Origin of the sequence: Nocardia amikacinitolerans NBRC 108937, from assembly GCF_001612615.1 — a bacterium.
In the GTDB taxonomy this organism is placed as follows: Bacteria; Actinomycetota; Actinomycetes; order Mycobacteriales; family Mycobacteriaceae; genus Nocardia; species Nocardia amikacinitolerans.
In genome coordinates this window covers 34,380-52,663 of sequence record NZ_BDAU01000002.1, presented here as the reverse complement: position 1 = coordinate 52,663, position 18,284 = coordinate 34,380, and the positions used below count along the sequence as shown (strand labels likewise).

Annotated in this window: 13 protein-coding genes and 2 pseudogenes; 5 read left to right on the top strand and 10 right to left on the bottom strand. The window is 67.5% G+C overall.

The window, feature by feature from the left end; translation table 11 throughout:
- Nucleotides 1-39 precede the first annotated feature (39 nt).
- From NAM01S_RS02465 to NAM01S_RS02450, 4 genes and pseudogenes are all read right to left on the bottom strand, one after another.
- On the bottom strand, nucleotides 40-1,239 hold the full coding sequence (locus tag NAM01S_RS02465) for a hypothetical protein (RefSeq protein WP_067778534.1): 1,200 nt from the start codon (nucleotides 1,237-1,239) through the stop codon (nucleotides 40-42).
- Nucleotides 1,240-1,365: 126 nt separating this feature from the next.
- Nucleotides 1,366-2,421 (bottom strand): annotated as a pseudogene (locus tag NAM01S_RS02460) (acyl-CoA dehydrogenase family protein); the annotation flags it as partial.
- A 15-nt stretch (nucleotides 2,422-2,436) separates the two neighbouring features.
- Entirely contained in the window at nucleotides 2,437-3,075 is a 639-nt protein-coding gene (locus NAM01S_RS02455) for a TetR/AcrR family transcriptional regulator (protein WP_067778532.1), read from the bottom strand.
- Nucleotides 3,072-4,121: a zinc-binding dehydrogenase gene (locus NAM01S_RS02450; protein ID WP_067778531.1), complete on the bottom strand. Its 1,050-nt coding sequence runs from the start codon at nucleotides 4,119-4,121 to the stop codon at nucleotides 3,072-3,074. Before NAM01S_RS02450 ends, NAM01S_RS02455 begins: the two co-directional genes overlap by 4 nt.
- Before the next feature lie 399 nt (nucleotides 4,122-4,520).
- Here NAM01S_RS02450 and NAM01S_RS02445 point away from each other — a divergent pair, with 399 nt between their 5' ends.
- Nucleotides 4,521-6,701, top strand: coding sequence for a malate synthase G (locus NAM01S_RS02445; protein ID WP_067778529.1), 2,181 nt, complete (start codon nucleotides 4,521-4,523; stop codon nucleotides 6,699-6,701).
- On the opposite strand, the pseudogene NAM01S_RS37135 reads toward NAM01S_RS02445, so the two are convergent.
- Nucleotides 6,641-6,962 (bottom strand): annotated as a pseudogene (locus tag NAM01S_RS37135) (hypothetical protein); the annotation flags it as partial. The gene NAM01S_RS02445 and the pseudogene NAM01S_RS37135 sit on opposite strands and share 61 nt — an antisense overlap.
- A 51-nt stretch (nucleotides 6,963-7,013) precedes the next feature.
- Between NAM01S_RS37135 and NAM01S_RS02440 the strand changes: the two are divergent.
- Nucleotides 7,014-7,595 carry a TetR/AcrR family transcriptional regulator gene (locus NAM01S_RS02440; protein ID WP_067778526.1) on the top strand — a complete coding sequence of 194 codons (582 nt, stop codon included), beginning with the start codon at nucleotides 7,014-7,016 and terminating at the stop codon, nucleotides 7,593-7,595.
- A 39-nt stretch (nucleotides 7,596-7,634) separates the two neighbouring features.
- Here NAM01S_RS02440 and NAM01S_RS02435 read toward each other — a convergent pair whose 3' ends face one another.
- On the bottom strand, nucleotides 7,635-8,627 hold the full coding sequence (locus tag NAM01S_RS02435) for an NAD(P)H-quinone oxidoreductase (RefSeq protein WP_067778523.1): 993 nt from the start codon (nucleotides 8,625-8,627) through the stop codon (nucleotides 7,635-7,637).
- Between the two features lie 225 nt (nucleotides 8,628-8,852).
- Here NAM01S_RS02435 and NAM01S_RS34685 point away from each other — a divergent pair, with 225 nt between their 5' ends.
- Together NAM01S_RS34685 and NAM01S_RS02425 are read left to right on the top strand one after the other, a co-directional pair.
- On the top strand, nucleotides 8,853-9,677 hold the full coding sequence (locus tag NAM01S_RS34685) for a tachylectin-related carbohydrate-binding protein (RefSeq protein WP_157107560.1): 825 nt from the start codon (nucleotides 8,853-8,855) through the stop codon (nucleotides 9,675-9,677).
- Nucleotides 9,678-9,764: 87 nt separating this feature from the next.
- Nucleotides 9,765-11,294, top strand: a complete 1,530-nt coding sequence (locus NAM01S_RS02425; protein WP_253798119.1) for an FAD-dependent oxidoreductase — start codon at nucleotides 9,765-9,767, stop codon at nucleotides 11,292-11,294.
- A gap of 27 nt (nucleotides 11,295-11,321) precedes the next feature.
- Here the strand turns inward: NAM01S_RS02425 and NAM01S_RS02420 are convergent, their stop codons facing one another.
- Both NAM01S_RS02420 and NAM01S_RS02415 read right to left on the bottom strand, forming a co-directional pair.
- Nucleotides 11,322-11,984: a chymotrypsin family serine protease gene (locus NAM01S_RS02420; protein ID WP_067778517.1), complete on the bottom strand. Its 663-nt coding sequence runs from the start codon at nucleotides 11,982-11,984 to the stop codon at nucleotides 11,322-11,324.
- 703 nt (nucleotides 11,985-12,687) lie between these two features.
- Entirely contained in the window at nucleotides 12,688-13,647 is a 960-nt protein-coding gene (locus NAM01S_RS02415; protein WP_169810796.1) for an outer membrane protein assembly factor BamB family protein, read from the bottom strand.
- Between the two features lie 1,105 nt (nucleotides 13,648-14,752).
- Between NAM01S_RS02415 and NAM01S_RS02405 the strand changes: the two genes are divergently transcribed.
- Nucleotides 14,753-15,970 (top strand): VWA domain-containing protein, encoded by a 1,218-nt coding sequence (locus NAM01S_RS02405; RefSeq protein ID WP_067778507.1) that lies wholly within the window; start codon nucleotides 14,753-14,755, stop codon nucleotides 15,968-15,970.
- An 821-nt stretch (nucleotides 15,971-16,791) separates the two neighbouring features.
- Here the strand turns inward: NAM01S_RS02405 and NAM01S_RS02400 are convergent.
- Both NAM01S_RS02400 and NAM01S_RS02395 read right to left on the bottom strand, forming a co-directional pair.
- Nucleotides 16,792-17,517, bottom strand: coding sequence for a PaaI family thioesterase (locus NAM01S_RS02400; protein ID WP_067778504.1), 726 nt, complete (start codon nucleotides 17,515-17,517; stop codon nucleotides 16,792-16,794).
- A gap of 88 nt (nucleotides 17,518-17,605) precedes the next feature.
- Complete coding sequence (locus tag NAM01S_RS02395) at nucleotides 17,606-18,241, bottom strand: DUF305 domain-containing protein (RefSeq protein WP_174554765.1); 636 nt, start codon at nucleotides 18,239-18,241, stop codon at nucleotides 17,606-17,608.
- Nucleotides 18,242-18,284: the final 43 nt, after the last annotated feature.

Here is an 18,284-nt window from a genome sequence, read left to right as displayed (position 1 = left end):
CGCACCGTGAGCCGATCTGCCGGGCATCCCAGGACGCCGCTAGGGATTCCGGGCGATATCGATGCGGATGGATTCGCTGTCCTCGATGACGAACACCCGGTCGCGTTTGGCCTGCCATTGCTGCGGCAGCAGGTAATAGCGGTCCGACGCGCGTGCGAGCAGCCACAGTCCGCTGTACGCGTATCGATACTTTCCGTTGGGTTCGGTGAGCTCACCGACTTGTGCTCCCGAGCCCTCGATGCCGAGGCGGTCGACACTGAAGACGACGATGGCTGGGCGATCGACGAACCGCACCGCCTCCTGGTGCGCGGCGTCGTCGTGGCCCTTGCGCTCGGCGAAGGCTGCGACCGCCCAGACGTAGCCGATCATGGCGACGGCGACGAGCGCGATGGTCCTGACCTGCATGACGGTGCGAGACGGCCGCCGCACACCCAGCACGGTCGGGTATCGCCACCGCAGCCAGCTCGCGTAGCCGATCATCGCCGCGCCCGCGATCAGCAGGAATGGCGCCTCGACGGCCAGCGGACCGGCGAATCGCGTCGGCACGAACGCCAAAACGGCCACCACGGCCGCGAGCAGCATGCCCGCCACGGTGAACACGAGAACCCACCGCCGCAATATGGTGCGCGGCCGCCCGCTCCGCAGCGCATGCCAGGCGGGAACCCCCCGTACCGCGAGCAAGGCGAGTATTCCGAACAGGGTGGCCAGCAGCGGCAGGAACATCGCGCCGACGCTGAACAGGACATAGTCCTGCGTCGAGAATCCGAGCGTTCCGGCGGGCACCCCGAAGTGTCCGAAGAACGCGCGGCTGTACGCCCAGCCGAAGTAGTAGAGCACCGCGGTCACGAAGGCCACCTGCGAGGCGATGGCTCCGAGCAAGGGGAGCAGCGCGACCGCGCGCGCGTCGATCGGGCTGCTCACCGGGTTGCCGTGGGGGTCGGCATGGGAGTCGTCTCGGCCGAAGTGGTCGTCGGCGCCCTGAGTGTGGTCGGGACCACGTGCGGCGTCGGGCTGACGGTCGAGGGCGGACCGACCGTGGAAACTGTCGATGTCGGCCGAACGACGGGCGGCGCGGTGTTCGGAAGCAGCCCCGTCCGCGTGGGCGAAGCCGAACCCGGGAGCGACGTCGGCGCGGGCGAGGCCGCCGTCGTCACCGGCGTCGATGACGTCCGCGGTTCTTCGGTGACCGGGTCCGCGCAGCTGGCCGCGCCGATCGCGAGCAGCGCTACAGCGATGCAAAAACCATTACGCACGAACGGAATCCCCTCGTCCGAGCCATTGCGGGCATCGGAATTGTGGCACGGGGACCGCCCAGCTCGGGGTCATTCGCCGGGACCGCTGCCGACGGTCCCGGCGGGCATTCGGCTAGAGATTCCCGACGACGTGCTCGAGTCGCCGCGCGACCAACTCCCGCGCCTGCTCCCGCAACGCGGGCCGGTATCCGCTCGGATACACCGGATCGCCGGGCGCGTAGTTCTTCAAGACCTCCTTGGCGAGGGTGATCTTGTGCACCTCGGTGGGGCCGTCGGCGATCGCCATGACCTCGGCGTAGTTCATCATGTCGACGAACGGCAGGTCCTCGCTGACGCCGAGGGCGCCGTGCAGGTGCATGGCGCGCTGGGCGATGTCGTGCATGACCTTGGGCATGGCCACCTTGATGGCGGCGATGTCCTTGCGCACCTTCAGGTAGTCCTGTTCCTTGTCGATGCGCCACGCGGTGCGCAGCACGAGCAGCCGGAACTGCTCCATCTCGATCCAGCTGTCGGCGATGCGTTCCTGGGTCATCTGTAGGCCACCGAGCGGACCCTTGCGCATCTGCCGCGAGACCGCGCGTTCGCACATCATGTCGAAAGCCTTGCGCACCAACGCGACCGTGCGCATTGCGTGGTGCACCCGGCCGCCGCCGAGCCGGGTCTGCGCGACGACGAAACCCTGGCCTTCCGCGCCGAGCAGGTGATCGGCCGGGACCCGCACGTCGGTGAAGCGCAGGTGACCCTCGTGCTCGCTGAAGCCGTGCACGTGGAAGTTCTTGACGATCTCCAGGCCGGGGGCGTCGGCGGGCACGATGAACATCGACATGCCCTGGTACGGGCTGACATCCGGGTTGGTGACCACCATGACGATGTGGAAGCTGGCGAACTGCGCGTTGGAGTTGAACCACTTCTCGCCGTTGATCACCCAGTAGTCGCCGTCGCGTACCGCGCTGGTGCGGAACAGCGTCGGGTCCGAGCCGCCGGTGGGCTCGGTCATCACGTAGCAGGAGCCGATCTCACCGGCCAGCAGCGGCTTTAGATACTTCGCCTTCTGCTCGGGCGTGCCGTAGTGCGCGAGGATCTCGGCGTTGCCGGAATCCGGTGCCTGACAACCGAATACCGAAGGCGCCCAGACCGAGGTGCCGAGCACCTCGTTGAGCAGCGCCAGCATCCCAAGCCATGATCAGCCTTTCGTGTGGTTGTCGGTCACGACACCGTCGAGGACGGTGGCGGCGAGAATGTCGGCGATCGCGGCGGGGGAGTGGCCGCCGTGCGGGCGGTACCAGAGGGTCACGGTGTTCAGCATGCCGAGCACGCCGTTGGTGACAACGTGGTCGGCGGTGCGCAACACACCCGCGGCGTGTCCCGCGTCGAGCGTCTGCTGCCAGTGCAGCTGGATCCGGTCGCGCAGTTCCTGTAGTTGCTCGGCGCGCTCGCCGGTCAGCGAGCCCACGTCGCGCAGCTGGATGGCGACCTCGCGGCGGTGCTCGACGATCCGGCCGATGTGGCTGTGAATCAGCTTGCGCAGCTTGGTGATCGGATCATCGTCGCCGCCGGTGATGCGTTCGGCGTCGGCGAGCATGAGTTGGGTGTAGTCGCGCAGGATCTGCCAGAGCAGTTCCTCCTTGGACCCGATGTGGTAGTACAGCGCGCCGCGCTGGACATCGGCGCGGTCGCCGATCTCGGCGACGCCCGTGCCGTGAAAACCCTTCTCCGCGAACAGTTCCACGGCGGCACGGACGATGCGCTGGCGCGTGTCGCCCGCCGTCGACTCCGCGGCGGGCGGGCGTCCGCGGCGGCGGGCGGGCGCGATGTCGTTCATTGCCACGGATCCAGCACGACTTTGCAGACCTTGTCGTCGCGCGCGGCGAACATGCGGTAGGCGTCGGGTCCTTCCGACATCGGCATCCGATGCGAGACAACCGCTTCCGGGCGCAGCCTGCCCGCGGCGGTCAGCTTCAGCAGCGCCGGCAGTTCGTACTGGACCGAGCACAGCCCGATGTGGAATTCGAGCTCCTTGACCTGCGCGAGCGGCATGTGGAACGGGTAGGCCCGATTCTGGCTGACCCCGACAACGCTGACCCGACCGCGGTGGCCGACCACGCTGGTCGCCAGCTTGATCGTGGCATCCGCGCCGACCGCCTCGAGCGCCACATCGGCTCCGCCGCCGAGCATTTCGCGCACGGCCGTCTTCGGGTCGTCGGACTCGACCGGTTCCGCACCGAGTTCGGCCGCCCTGGCGCGCCGGTCCGCGACCAGGTCGACGCCGAGTACCCGGGCCGCGCCCATGGCGAACGCGGACTGCACCGCCATCAGCCCGACCGGCCCCAATCCGATCACCACCACCGTGTCGCCCGGCGCGATGCGCGCCCGCCGAGCGCCGTACCAGGCGGTCGGCGCGTTGTCGGTCAGCACGATGGCCGCCTCGTCGCCGATCGCGTCGGGCAGCCGCACCAGATTGCCGCCCGCGTGCGGCACCGCGAGCAACTGCGCCTGCGCCCCGGGCAGCGAACCGCCGAGCCCGTAGCACGCGTCGACCGGCAGCGGCTGCCGCTCGCACGCGGCGACGACGCCCGCCCGGCAGTTGCCGCAACGGTCGCAGCCCGCCGACGCGGCCACGAGCACCCGGTCGCCGACCGAGAGTCCGTTGGCCTGGGGGCCGAGCTCGACGATCTCACCGACCGCCTCGTGCCCGACCCCGTAGCCGGTGCCGGGCGTGAATCCGTGGCCCGCGTAGATGTGCAGATCGCTGCCGCAGATCCCGGCCGCGGTGACCCGCACGATCGCGCCGTCCGGCCCCGGCAGCACCGGGTCGTCCAGCTCGCCGAACGAGATCGCTTGCGGCCCAGCGTAGGTGAGCGCCTTCACGAATACCTCCTGTTGATGGCGGTGGTGCCGCCGTTCATCGCCAACCGCCGTCGAGTGCGAGCGTGGCTCCGGTGCAGAACGACGACGCCACGGCTGCCGCCGGTGACAAGAACAACCTTGTCGGTGAGCGACACACACGCGCCTTCCGTCGAAGAAATGTTCCGATCAGTACATTAAATGCGTCGGGCGCTAGGATCAAGAGGTTGTCCGGCCGACCGCCGACATCGTGAGACGCGCCGATCGATCGACCCCGATCAACGGCGTGGCGAAATACTTTGAGCCCCCGAGGCGTTCACCCGACGCCCCCGGCAGGCGCTGGCCCTCCGCAGGGATTGGGCCTACCGACGGGTAACATGAAACCGTCTTTTCCACCCGGCTTTCTCAGAAGTGAGGCAGTAGATGACAGAGCGGATTCAGGTCGGCGGGCTCCAGGTGGCCAGCGTTCTCCACGAGTTCGTCGAGAACGAGGCGCTTCCCGGTACCGGCGTAGATTCCGCCGCGTTCTGGGCAGGCGCCGAGCAGGTGATCAACGATCTCGCTCCGCGCAACCGCGCCCTGCTGGCCGAGCGCGACGAGATCCAGGGCAAGCTCGACGCCTGGCACGCGGAGAACCCGGGCGCGAACTACGACAAGGCCGCCTACAAGAACTTCCTGACCGAGATCGGCTACCTGCGCCCCGAGCCCGCCGGCTTCCAGATCGAGACCCAGAACGTGGACGCCGAGATCGCGTCGACGGCAGGTCCGCAGCTGGTGGTTCCTGTGATGAACGCGCGCTTCGCGATCAACGCGGCCAACGCGCGCTGGGGCTCGCTCTACGACGCGCTCTACGGCACCGACGCCATCTCCGAGGCCAACGGCGCGGAGAAGGGCACCGGCTACAACAAGGTGCGCGGCGACAAGGTCATCGAGTGGGCGCGCAACTTCCTCGACGACGCCGTCACCCTGATCACCGGTTCGCACATCGGCTCCACCTCGTACAAGATCGTCGACGGTGAGCTCGAGGTCGGTCTCGAGGACGGCACCGAGATCGGTCTGGCCGACCCCTCGCAGCTGGTCGGCTACCTCGGTGACCCGGCCTCGCCCACCTCGGTGCTGCTGAAGCACAACGGCCTGCACATCGAGATCCAGATCGACCCGGAGTCGCCGATCGGCAGCACCGACACCGCGGGTGTCAAGGACGTCGTGCTGGAGTCCGCGGTCACCACGATCATGGACTTCGAGGACTCGGTCGCGGCGGTCGACGCCGAGGACAAGGTGCTCTGCTACCACAACTGGCTCGGCCTGATGAAGGGCACGCTGGCCGAGGAGGTCGCCAAGGGCGGCAAGACCTTCACCCGCACCATGAACCCGGACCGCGTCTACACCGCGCTGGACGGTTCCGAACTGGTGCTGCACGGCCGCTCGCTGCTGTTCGTGCGCAACGTCGGCCACCTGATGACCTCCGACGCCATCCTCGACAAGGACGGCAACGAGGTGCCCGAGGGCATCATGGACGGACTGATCACCTCGCTGATCGCCAAGCACTCGCTCAACGGTGACACCGAGCTGAAGAACAGCCGCACCGGCTCGGTCTACATCGTGAAGCCGAAGATGCACGGCCCCGACGAGGTCGCCTTCACCAACGAGCTGTTCGGTCGTATCGAGGACGTGATCGGCCTCGACCGCAACACGCTCAAGGTCGGCATCATGGACGAGGAGCGCCGCACCACGGTGAACCTGAAGGCCTGCATCCAGGCCGCCAAGGAGCGTGTGGTGTTCATCAACACCGGCTTCCTCGACCGCACCGGCGACGAGATCCACACCTCCATGGAGGCCGGGCCGATGGTCCGCAAGGCCGACATGAAGGCCCAGCAGTGGATCCTGTCCTACGAGGACTGGAACGTCGACACCGGTCTGGACGCGGGCCTGCCCGGCAAGGCGCAGATCGGCAAGGGCATGTGGGCCATGCCGGACCTGATGGCCGACATGCTGGTCCAGAAGGTCGGCCACCCGAAGGCGGGCGCCAACACCGCGTGGGTGCCCTCGCCGACCGCCGCCACCCTGCACGCCACCCACTACCACCTGGTGGACGTGTTCAAGCGGCAGGCCGAGATCGCCAAGGGCGGTCGCCGCGCCACCGTCGACCAGATCCTGGAGATCCCGCTCGCCGCGGCGCCGAACTGGACCGCGGAGGAGAAGCAGCAGGAGCTGGACAACAACTCGCAGTCCATCCTCGGCTACGTCGTGCGCTGGATCGACCAGGGCGTCGGCTGCTCCAAGGTGCCCGACATCAAGGACGTCGCGCTGATGGAAGACCGTGCGACCCTGCGCATCTCGAGCCAGCTGATGGCGAACTGGCTGCGCCACGGCATCGTCACCGCCGACGAGGTGGTGGCCAGCCTGGAGCGGATGGCCCCGGTCGTCGACCGGCAGAACGCGGGCGACCCGAACTACCGCCCGATGGCCGCCGACTTCGCGGGCAGCATCGCTTTCCAGGCCGCCAAGGAACTGATCCTGGAGGGCACCAAGCAGCCCAACGGCTACACCGAGCCGATCCTGCACCGCCGCCGCCGCGAGGCCAAGGCGCTGGCTTGCGTGTAATGCGCTGAGCGACAACGAATCCCCCGGCCGATCGAGTCGACCGGGGGATTCGTCTTTTGGCGGGGTGGCGCGAAATCACGCCTTCGTGTCACGGAATGCGGCGTTCGCCGGGCGGTTGTGCCCTCAGCGAGCGCCGACGCCATGGCGGCGACCGAGTCCCGAGTCGCCCATGTCGCCCATCGGTGCGTCGACGCTGCCCCACGCGGCGGCGAAGGCGTCGTTGACGTTGACCGTGCCCGCGTGCAGCCGGGCGGCGACGGCCCGCATTAGAAGGTGTATGTAAGCGCTGCCAACACTTGTTAGGTTGTAGCCATGGCAACGTCGACCACGTCGTATCACCACGGCGATCTACCCAATGCGCTGGTGCGCGCCGCGGTGGAGCTCCTCGAGGAAGGCGGCGCGACCGAGCTGTCGCTCCGCGCGGCAGCCCGGCGAGCCGGTGTGTCCACCGCGGCGCCATATCGTCACTTCGCCGACCGCAATGCCCTGTTGTCCGCCGTCGCGGCGGTGGGCTACCGCGAGCTGGCCGCGCATCTGGCCGCGGCGCATCCCGAACCGGCCACGAAGGAAGGGCTCGCCGCCACCGCGGTCGCCTACGTTCAGTTCGCGCTGACGCGGCCGGGGCTGTTCCGGGTGATGTTCGCCGAGGGCTGTGATCCGACCAGCTCCGAGCGGGTGGCCGCGGTGGATGCGATCAACGAGTACCTCAAAGCCATTGTGCGGCAAGCATTTCCCACTGCCGATACGGAAGGGATGGCCACGGCGGTGTGGGCGCTTGTGCACGGTCTCGCCTTCCTGCACATGGACGGCAAGTTCGAGGCCGCGCCCGCCGAGGCGGTTGCCGATCGGATCCGCACCGCGGTCTACGCGATACTCGGACCCTGGGTCGGGTAATGGCTACCCGAGGTGCGGCGGATCGGGCGGCGTGCCGGGTCAGGGCTCGCGAACCGTGAGCACCACCTTGCCGACGGTCTCGGCGGAGTCCAGCAACGGGTGCGCCTCGGCGACGTCGGCGATGGGGACTTCGGCGGAAACGACCGGCACGACCTTTCCTTGGGAAATCAACGGCCACACATGCTCGCGCAGTTCGGCGATGATCTCGGCCTTCGATCCGGGACCGCGTTCCGGGCGGCGACGCAAGTTCGTCGCGTGGACGGAGCCGCGTTTGAACAGCAGTAGACCGAGATTCAGTTCCGCGGTTGCCCCGTCCTGCAATCCGATGATCGTCAGGTGGCCGTCCTCGGCCAGGGCCTGCACATTCCGCTCTAGATAGCCGGCGCCCATGATGTCGAGAATGACGTCGGCACCGGAATGCTCGGTGGTCATGACATCCGCGAAATCCTGTTCGCGATAGTTGATCAATGTGGTGGCCCCCAGTTCCCTGGCCCGCTCCAGCTTGAATTGCGATCCCGCCGTCACCGCTACATGAGCGCCGAGCGCTCGGCCGACTTGAATCGCGTGCGTGCCGATTCCGCTGCCGCCGCCGTGAATCAGCAGCGCGTGTCCACTGCGCAGACCCGCGGTCATCACCAGATTCGACCAGACGGTAGCGGCGGCCTCGGGCAGCGCCGCCGCGGTGGTCGTGCTCACGCCCTCGGGTACCGGAAGTAGTTGCGTGGCGGGTACGTTCACCCGTTCGGCGTAGCCGCCGCCTGCCAACAGCGCGCACACGGTGTCGCCGGGCTGCCAATCCGCCACGCCCGCACCGACTTCGGCGACGAAACCGGAAACCTCCAGGCCAAGGATTTCGCTCGCGCCGGGCGGCGGCGGGTAGAGGCCGTAGCGTTGCATGACGTCGGCGCGATTCACCCCCGCGGCCACCACGTCGATGGCCACTTCGCCAGGGCCAGGGGCGGGCAGGTCGTCCACCCGGGCCCATTTCATGACCTCCGGTCCACCGAAGCTGTCGAGCGTCACCGCGTACATCCCAGTTTTCCCTTTCGACGGGCGTAATGTGTGCAGCGCTTACACTACCTTAGTGTAAGCGGCGTCAACATATTGGTTATCGATATCACTGCCCCAGCGGTCGGCGCCGCGAAATCACGGTTGCCGACGGATGCCGTCGAATTACCGTGGCACCTCGGCCCACGTGGAATACTTCGGCTGACTGGCAGCTCCGCGTTCCCCAATCGGTAACCGAATGGAGGACCGATGAGTGATCTCGGTCAAATCTTCTACTGGGTCAAGCCCGACGGACGCTTGCAGTGGGCTCGTCACGACGGAGTATCGGACGGCACGAACGCCTGGACGGGGCTCGGTGGAGGGGTGACCGTCGGTTCCGGCTGGGATGCCTACAGCTCCGCTTTCTGCGGCGGAGCGCGGGGGATTATCTACGCGGTCACGCCGGCGGGGGATATGTACTGGTATAGCCACGAGGGGTTCGAGGACGGTACCGCGACCTGGACGGCGGGGGATGGCGGCCGTCTCGTAGGGAGCGGCTGGAATGCGTATGCCCAGTTGTTCGCTGGTGGTACCCGGGTGGTGGCGGGGCAGCCCAACGGTTTCGTCATCTACGGGATCACGCCCGAGGGTGATCTGCGTTGGCATCGCCACGACGGGTGGACCGACGGGTCGCCGTGGTGGACCGGGGGTGCGGGCGGTCGGCACGTCGGCGCCGGGTGGGGCGTGTATCCGAAAGTGTTCTCGGTCGGCCGCGGCATCATCTACGGGATCACGGCCGACGGTGAGATGGACTGGTACCGCCACGACGGCTGGATCGACGGATCGCCCACCTGGACCGCGAGTGCGGGCGGTCGACGGGTCGGCAGCGGCTGGGATGCGTACCGCAGGGTGTTCGGCTCCTACGACGGCAGCGGCCAGATCTACCGCATCGACGGAAACGACGACCTGGAGTGGTACCGACACGACGGTTGGCAGACGGGGGAGCCGAGCTGGACCGCGGGAGGCGGAGGCGGGAAAGTCGGCGGCGGTTTTCGTGACGCCGTCTTCCCCGGAGCGATGATCGGGCCGTCCTGAGACTTCGTCGCTCCAACCACGAGCCTGTCAGCGGCGGGTGGGATTGGGTGGGGTTGCCGAGGGTATGCGGGCGGTGTGATCCCTGGGGTGATCGACGAATCGTTCTGGATGGATTCCACCGACGCGACCGCGTACCCGCCTCTGGCCGCGGATACGACCGTGGATGTGGCCGTCGTCGGCGGCGGGATCGCCGGGTTGTGCACGGCGTGGGAGTTGGTGCTGACCGGCCGTTCGGTGGCGGTGCTCGAGGCCGACCGCATCGCGGCCGGGGTCACCGGCTACACCACCGCGAAGCTGACGGCCCTGCACACGTTGGTCTACAGCGAGTTCGCCTCGTCGTTCGGCGCGGAGGCGGCGCGGTTGTATGCCGCATCGCAGCAGGACGCCGTCGATCACGTCGAACGGACCGCCGCAACGTTGGGTATCGATTGCCAATACGAGCGGTGCCCGGCTTACACGTATGTCCACAGCGAGGACCTGGTAGACCGGGTCCGCGCCGAGGCCGCGGCCGCCGCGGAGGCCGGACTGCGAGCGTCGGTGGTGACCGAGACCGAGCTGCCGTTCCCGGTCGCGGCGGCGGTTCGGGTGGAGGATCAGGCGCAGTTCCATCCGCGCCGCTACCTGTTGGGGCTGGCCGAGGCGATCACCGCGCGCACCGGCGTGATCTATGAACGCACTCGCATCGTCGATCTTGACGAGGTCCGACCCCACACGCTGACCACCGAGTCCGGTGCCCGCGTTCGCGCGGATTCGGTCGTGGTGGCGACGCACTATCCGGTGTTCGACCGGGCGTTGCTGTTCGCGCGGCTGGTCCCGCAGCGCCATCTCGTCGTCGCCGCGTCGATCCCGGCCGAGCAGGATCCGCACGGCACCTACATCACGCCCGAAGACAACACGCGCTCGGTGCGCACCGCCCCCTTCACGGATGGTCGGCGGTTGCTGATCGTCACCGGCGAGATGTTCACCCCCGGGGCAGGGGAGGTGACCGGACGCTTCGAGACGCTGATGGACTGGGCCGCCGACCGGTTCCCTGCCGCCCAGATCCGCTATCGCTGGGCAGCGCAAGACAATTCGACACCCGACAAGATGCCCTACATCGGGGTGATGCACGCCGGCGCGGAGAGTGTCTACGTGGCCACCGGATTCAACGGGTGGGGAATGAGCAACGGCGTGCTCGCCTCCCGGCTGCTGACCGGCTTGGTCACCGGCGATCCGCCGCCGTGGACCGATCTGTACGACCCGCGGCGGTTGCACCTGATGGCCGAAGCCGGTCCCTTGCTGAAAGCTCAGTCCAAGGTCGCGAAACACTTCATCGGCGACCGGCTTCGCAGCTCACACGTCGACTCGGTAGCGGACATCGCACCCGGGACCGGTGCGGTCGTACGGGTGGCCGGGCAGCGGTGCGCGGTGTTTCGTGACGACGCCGGAACGCCGCACGCGGTCTCGGCGACCTGCACGCATCTCGGTTGCCTCGTCGCGTTCAACGACGCCGAACGGGCCTGGGAGTGCCCGTGCCACGGCTCACGCTTCGGCATCGACGGCACTGTCATCCATGGCCCGGCGACCCGGCCGCTCGAAACTCGCCGCCTGCCCGACCAGCCGGACGAGCATCGGTGAGCCGGTGTCTCGATCCCGCGCCGTTTCCTAACGGATCGGGGTGAAGCCGGCGCCGACGCCACCCTGGGCCGCGAGGTCCGCCAGCACGCCGCTGATTCCGGTGAACTGGATGGGCGCCCAGATACGCATCAGGTTGATCGAGGAGGCGATGCCCACCAGCGCCGAGCCCGCGTAGGCCGGACCACCGGAATCGCCAGGAAAGACCAGCTGCCAGGACCGCACCGCGTTGCCGTCGCGTTCGAGCATGTTGCCGCAGGTGTGCTCGGTGACCTGGCCGTACTTGCACAGCAGCTGTTTGGGATCGAGCTGAGTCGTGATGCGGTCGACGCGCCTGCCCGCCGGGGTGAGGTTGGTGGGCTTGACGATCTTGGGGTCCAGCTGGATCACCGCGTAGTCGAGCTGGGCGTCCTCCAGGAAGGGCGCCGAAGGCCACTTGCTCGACCACGCCGCGAAGTACCCGACGTCTCGGCCGCCGACGCTCACGCGCTGGTTCGGAACGCGCATGCAGTGCCCGGCGGTCAGCGCGACCAGGTTGCCGTGGCGGTCGTTGCCGACGGAGGCGATGGTGCAGAGCCCGATGGAGGTTCCAGGGCCGACGATGACGCGATCGTCGGCGTGGGCCTCGACAGCGGGGAGGATGGCAAGGCCGAGCGCGCAGAGTGCAGCGGAGACGGTGGTCTCGAGCTTCACGAATATCCCCTTTCTCGACAATGCTCAGAGTGTGGTGTCGGCCCGGCACCCAGGTCGGTGGCCTGGATCCGCAGGGTCATCTGGGGAGGCTTGTCCGGTCGTCGAGCAAACCGGTATCGACCAGCGCGAACGTCAGCGACTGCCGCGGACGGCTGGAACTCACCCGCACATCCCAACACGGCCGACCGCGCAGACGATCGACGACACGCTCGGAGAAATTCTGCCGGACTCGAGGCCCTCGGTGGCGGGGAACGGGTAATCGCGTGATTCGCCGTTGACCGGCTGCGATGCGGCTCAGCCGGGGAACCCATGCAGGCACCGCACCGGTCGCCCCCCGCTTGCCTGGACTGCGGATCGCGTGGTCCGCCGATCCTAGGAGACGATCCTCGGCGAGGCGGCGGCTGGCGCAGCGTGGGTGGCGGCCTCGGCGGCTTTGTAGAAGTGACCGCCGCGATGAATCGAGAAGATTCGCGCACCGGCAAGTTGCGGTCGACCGGCCGGTGGCACGGGGCCCGCGCCACCTGCTCGGTCGATGGGTCAGCGCACCAGCTTCGCTCGAAGTTCGGTTATCGTGTCCGCGCCGAGTCCCCGGCCGTCGGCGAGATAGTTCTCGACCGAGCCGCAGCGCAGTGCCGATAGCCTGCGCGCTGGTCTGCAAGTTGCGGCGAACCGTACCAAGCCGTGGCCACCCTCAGCGGTGGTCTTACACAGCGACGGCGTAGACCTGACCGTCACCGCCGTAAACGTAGGCGGTGCGGTCGACGATCGTCACTGTGCTCTCGACGGAGCCGATCTCGCATTGCCCGCGGAGTGCGCCGGTGGCGGCGTCGAGCGCTTGCAGCATTCTTGCCGATACCACGTACACCTGCCCGTCCGCGACCACCGGGGGCGCTGGCGTAGCCGAGCACTTCCATCGGGTGCGCCCGGTGCGTCGATCGAGGGCGTGCACGGCGGTGGGGGAGCCGACGACGCCGCTGCGTTTGGAGTTGCCGCCGAGGAAGACCGAGTCCCCCGTTGCTGTCGCGAAGTCGCCTTGGATGTCGTCGCGTGCCCAGAGCCGGGCGCCGGTGGCGAGATCGAACGCCTCGGCGTCGCTGTAGCCGAGCGCGATGACGAGATCGCCGCAGACGTGCACGTTCAGCGGGACTGCCTTGGTCTCGGCGCGCCATCGCGGGGTCCCGGTCACCGCATCGACCACTACTAGCGCGCGTGCTTCGATCGCCGCCACGACCCCGGCGCCGGCGGCGAAAGCCTCGGCGCGCAACGGGACCGTCCACCGCACGGAGCCGGTGGCGGCATCGAGGGCAGCGAGATGATCCGACAGCCCTCGTGCGGTGTAAACGGTCGCCGGTTCGGCGGTGACAGCCAGGCCCGCGAGCCCCGAGATGTCGTCGGTGTGCCAGCGCGGTGTCCCGGTTGTGCTGTCGAAGGCGGTGAGATGGCGGCCGAGACCGATGACGTTGTCGCCGACGACCAAGGGCCCCAGTGGTCTCAGCGTCGGGCCGAGTTCTTCGAGCGGCGCGCTCCACACCTGCGCACCGCTCGCGGCGTCCAGCGCGCGAAGCCGGTCATCGGATCCGGTGACGAACACACGCCCACCCGCGACTGCCAGCGGGCTCCAGTACCTATCGCTGCGCGCAAAGGCGGAGGCCGTCCAGATCACCTTCCACGAACCCTTTTCGCGGGACCAGCCACCCCCGACACCGGATCCTCGCGCACCAGACCGGGTATCGTGAACGCGCCGACCGAGGTCAGCGCACCCACACCGATCCCGCCAAGTCCCGCCGCGATCAGGATTCGACGGCGCGTTCGGCGCGGTGACAGCGGGCCACCGCCTTGCGCAGGTGCGGCATGCCCGCTGTGGCCATCGACGCCGGACTGCTCCTGATCCATCCCATATCCTCCCCGCTGGGCGACCTGTGAAGCCCAATGTGCTCTGCGGATCGTATGTGCTGGCCTCTCGTCGCGGCATCGGTTGTGGCCGAGCACATCTGGTCGTCTTCGTGGGAGACGACCATCGGCGGATCGCCGGTCGTCGAGCCGAAGATGGCGCTGGCGCGTGATGTTGTGGTGAACGTGTCGCTGGAATCAGTGAGCCAACGATCAGGTCAGTCGACTGAGGCAGCGACTTGCGACAAACGACAACGCTCTCGCGAGCGGGAATAGGTGATCGCAGTGGCTGCGAAGGAATATCGGGACACGGTGTAGGCGATCACGGCAGTGGAAGCCAGCCGCGACCGTGAAACCGCGCAGTTGCGGGAGCAAATCGAACGTGTGCAAGCCAGTGCTGCGGAACGGATCGGCGAAATCGCGCAGATCAGGCTGCGGCGATCGTGCTGATCCGCCAGCACGAACCCGACGACAACGCGATCGCAGAACTTCTCGAAACGACGCCGCGGTGGTTGCGGCAACTCGTCGCGACGGTTGCCAAGGAGCGCACTCAGGGATCGAAAAGTTGCCCGGCTCAGCCTCGGTCGACAGTCCGACCGAGCACGGCACCGGGCAACAACCCGATCGTGGGAACCAGATCAACAATGACCGTTGAGGGTGGCTGGTGCTCGCTGACGGCCCGTCGCTGTTCGGCATGATGGCGGCGGCCTCATGGCTACGGTGCGAGTACCCGTCCTGTCGCGAACACTGCGTCGTCAGTAATACCGCAGCTCCGCGTTGAACAGCGCTGAGGTCCTAGCGCATCGCTAGGAAACCGGACAGGCTTGGGCAGCTCAGCGGATAGAGTCGAGTCTCACCCCCAACGACCGAGGAAGTAGATGTCCAGCATCGCGTTGCGCAAGGGCGAGAACACTGCACTCACGGGACAACATGTGACCTTCTCCGTCAAGTCGGATGGCACTCCCATCGATGTATCGGCTTTGCTACTTGACTCCAGCGGGAAGGTGCGCAGCGACAGCGATCTCGTCTTCTACAACAACCCGACGCGTGACGGTGTCGAGATTGCAGGGACCACGGTTTCGGTCGACTTCAGGCGGGTTCCAAGTGACATCGCCAGGATCGTTGTGGTCGCCAGTATCGACCCTTTGAGCCCGGGCACGGTCTTCAGTCGCGCGCCCCAGCTGGTGGTCACTCAGAACGCCGGGCAGTCAATCGAATTCACCGCCCCCGACTTCGCCAATCGGGAGACGGTCATCGTGATCAGCGAAGCCTACCGTCGTAACGATTCTTGGAAGTTGCGTGGGGTGGGACAAGGCTACGCCTCCGGTCTTGGGGGCCTTGCCATCGATTATGGAGTCGACGTCGAGACCGATGAGCCCGCGGGGCAGGTCGGTTCGGTTTCGACAACAGGCCTGGGTGCGCCGACTGACCTCGCCAAGGTCGGCGACTTGGCGCCTGCTCTCTTGCCGGTCGCGACCGAAGCAAGCAGGGCCCTGGTAGGTGCTGGCATCGGAACGCGCCGCGCTGCAGTCTATTTGGTTCTCGACCATAGCTACGATATGCGGGATCTGTACGAGTCCTTCACCGTTCAGGCATTTGCCGAGCGGATTCTCGCTCTCTCGGTGAACCTCGATGACGACGGTACGGTGCCTGTGGTTTTCTCAGGCCGGAGGGAGCCATTTGTCGAGGATCTCAGTCTGGAGAACTATCGCTGCAGGATAGGGCAATTGCACACCCAGGTTGACTGGGGCTGGTCGCAGGTGGACGAAGCGATGCGTTGCGTGATCAATCACTACCAGGAGTCCGGCGCAGTCGACCCCGCATTGGTCGTAGTCCAAGTCGGCGACGAGCCGGACGACAAATCAGCGGTTCGAACGCTGCTGCAGAACTCCGCAACACTCGGTGTCTTCTGGATCTTTGTCGGTTTCGGTCGCGGCAAGATGGCGTTCTACAAGAACTTGAATTCCTCCAACACCGCGACATTCAGCAATGTCGCCTTCTACAACGTCGGTAAGAACCCAGGCGCGGTGCCCGGTGAACAGTTCTACACCGAGCTGGTCCGCGGGTTCAGTACCTGGTCTCACACCCCCCGGTGATCGGCCACCGGCACGATGCTGGTCGATGTGCTGACTGCGATGCCACCGAGGCCAAGTCGGCGGGCACCCGCCGTGTCGGCAACTAGACGGCGTTGGAGGCTATCGAAGACCGGCTGGGACTCTGGACCCCGCAGCTGGTGCGGTGCGTGAGTATGCGCGTAACAAGGGGAATCACGGACCGAGGCGCGGGCGAGTGCTGACGGATGTCGTGGCGGCTTACGGGTAAGGCCGCGTCGGTACGAGAAGGGTGATGGGTAGTAGGACCGTCCTTCTCGATGTAAGGACAGGCCTAGCACCGCACGGTTGTCGGGCACGGTCTCGGGAGCGTCGTTGTGCCCGGATTCCGCGTAAGCGCTGAGTACTGCAGTCGGCTGCCGTCGGCTCGTCGCGGGTCGAGCGATCTCGGTGGCAGAGGTCGCCATCGATCCGAGGCGTGAGTCGGGAATCGACACCGGTCGCGTCGAGCGCCGACGCGACAGGGGAGGGGGCGGCTTCCCGTGCGTTGGCGCACTGTTGGCACACTGGCAGTGCTCGGCGCTCAGCGTGGAGCGTGAAAACTGCTTCTGACCTGGCTCGAAAGATCCAGGCAGCAAGTGTTTACTTATGTGAGAGGTAAGGAAAGTATGGGAAGCACCGTTCTCGACATTGTCGCCCTGATCACCAACCGTGCGGCGGCCTTCTGGAATTGGCTGGCCACGGGTTCGGCGGGTTTTCCTCCGCTGTGATTTCGCGCTGATCGAGCACGCGGACCCCTGGCCTGACGGCCGGGGGTTCTTCCTTTTCCGGCGCCGTCCAGCCCGGTGGGCGCGCGGCTCGATCGCCTACAGCTCGCGCGGCTCGATCCAGAGCGCCTCGGAGACCGCGCACAGCTCGCCCGCCGCGGTCGACAGGGCGACGCCAACGGTGTACTTGCGACCGTCCTGTGCGATCGGCCAGGCGTGCGCGATGTGCGGCTCGCCCGCCCGGATCGGCCGCAGCAGGGTCGCGGTGAGGGCGGCGGTGACCGCGCCTCGGCGCATGCCGGAGAGCAGGAATGCGGCGTGGCCGCCTGGGCAGTCGAGCGCCGACCACACGTTTTCGATGGCGACGGCGCCGTCCGCCGCGCCGAGCGCCGGGTCCGGCACCCATGCGGCGGCGGCGAGATCACGGCCGGGCAGCACCCCGGGGAACAGGCGCAGCCCACGGCCCGGCTCGCACGCCGAGCCACAGCCGTAACAGTGGGTGACGGGACGTTCGCCCGACGCGAGGACGCTCGTCGTGAGAGCCTCGGCCTCGGACCAGCTCGGCGCGGGCGGAATATCGAGGGACAAAGTCGCGCTGCCGATCTCGGCGAGAACTTTGCCCTCGGCGTCGGTGAGCGCGGTGCGGTTCACGGCGGTGGAAGTCAGCGCCAGCGGTGTGCCGACCGGCACCTTGGCGCGGAAGTCGACGCGCGCGGTCGGCGCCGGGCAGCGGGTCGCGAGCACACCGGCGACGAAACCGCCGAAGGCGACGTCCGGATATCCGTGGATGTGTTCGGGAATGGTGATCTCGTCCACCTGAATCATCTACCCGCACCAACCCTCTCCCGGCCGCGGCCGTCCATCGGCACCGACGATACCGAGGGGTTCCGGCAGTGCCGACAGCGGCCGGGAGTCACCGGGGGAGCAGCTCGCCGCCGAGCTGGGTCAGCAACAGGCTCATCACCCCCACCTCTTGGCCTTGGGACTGGATCATCGCGCGGGCCGCCTCCTTGACCGGCCCGTCGGTCAGCTGCCGGTCCGCCGCCTGCGCCATCGCGATGCCGCCTTGGTGGTGGCGAATCATGAGTCGCAGGAACAGGACTTCCGCGTCGCGCCCGCGCGCCGCGGCGAGCGCGTCGAGTTCGGCCGTTGTGGCCATGCCGGGCATCGGCGCATCCGGTTCATGCGTTGAATGCCGGTGCGACGCAGCGACATCGGTCATCCACGCCATCGGTCGCGGCGACAGCGGCGACGCGTCGGCGAGACGCAGCCAGCCGAGCATGGTGCCGATCTCGACTTGCTGGGTGTCGGCGAGTTGCTCGGCGACGCGGCGGACGGTCGGCGCCGACGCCGGATCGAGGCGCTGGGTCATGAGCAGCGCTTGCTGGTGGTGCGCGGTCATGTCCTGTGCGAAGCCGATCTCGATGGTGTCGAGTATCGGTGCGGCCGTGTGCCTTTCGGGTAGCGCCAGCGGTCGCAGTGCGGCCCCGAGCGCCAGCAGGAGCAGCGCGACCGAGGCGAACGCGGCGATCCGAACCCCGCGCGGCATCGTCACGACTCCACCTCCCAGCGGCTCGGCTCCGTCGCCGTCG

Excerpts from the sequence above, each read along its gene's own strand:
- NAM01S_RS02395 (WP_174554765.1), bottom strand. The coding sequence starts at position 18,241 with ATGCCGCGCGGGGTTCGGATCGCCGCGTTCGCCTCGGTCGCGCTGCTC.
- NAM01S_RS02440 (WP_067778526.1), top strand. The coding sequence starts at position 7,014 with ATGGCAACGTCGACCACGTCGTATCACCACGGCGATCTACCCAATGCG.
- NAM01S_RS02400 (WP_067778504.1), bottom strand. The coding sequence starts at position 17,517 with ATGATTCAGGTGGACGAGATCACCATTCCCGAACACATCCACGGATAT.
- NAM01S_RS02435 (WP_067778523.1), bottom strand. The coding sequence starts at position 8,627 with ATGTACGCGGTGACGCTCGACAGCTTCGGTGGACCGGAGGTCATGAAA.
- NAM01S_RS02405 (WP_067778507.1), top strand. The coding sequence starts at position 14,753 with ATGTCCAGCATCGCGTTGCGCAAGGGCGAGAACACTGCACTCACGGGA.
- NAM01S_RS34685 (WP_157107560.1), top strand. The coding sequence starts at position 8,853 with ATGAGTGATCTCGGTCAAATCTTCTACTGGGTCAAGCCCGACGGACGC.
- NAM01S_RS02455 (WP_067778532.1), bottom strand. The coding sequence starts at position 3,075 with ATGAACGACATCGCGCCCGCCCGCCGCCGCGGACGCCCGCCCGCCGCG.
- NAM01S_RS02445 (WP_067778529.1), top strand. The coding sequence starts at position 4,521 with ATGACAGAGCGGATTCAGGTCGGCGGGCTCCAGGTGGCCAGCGTTCTC.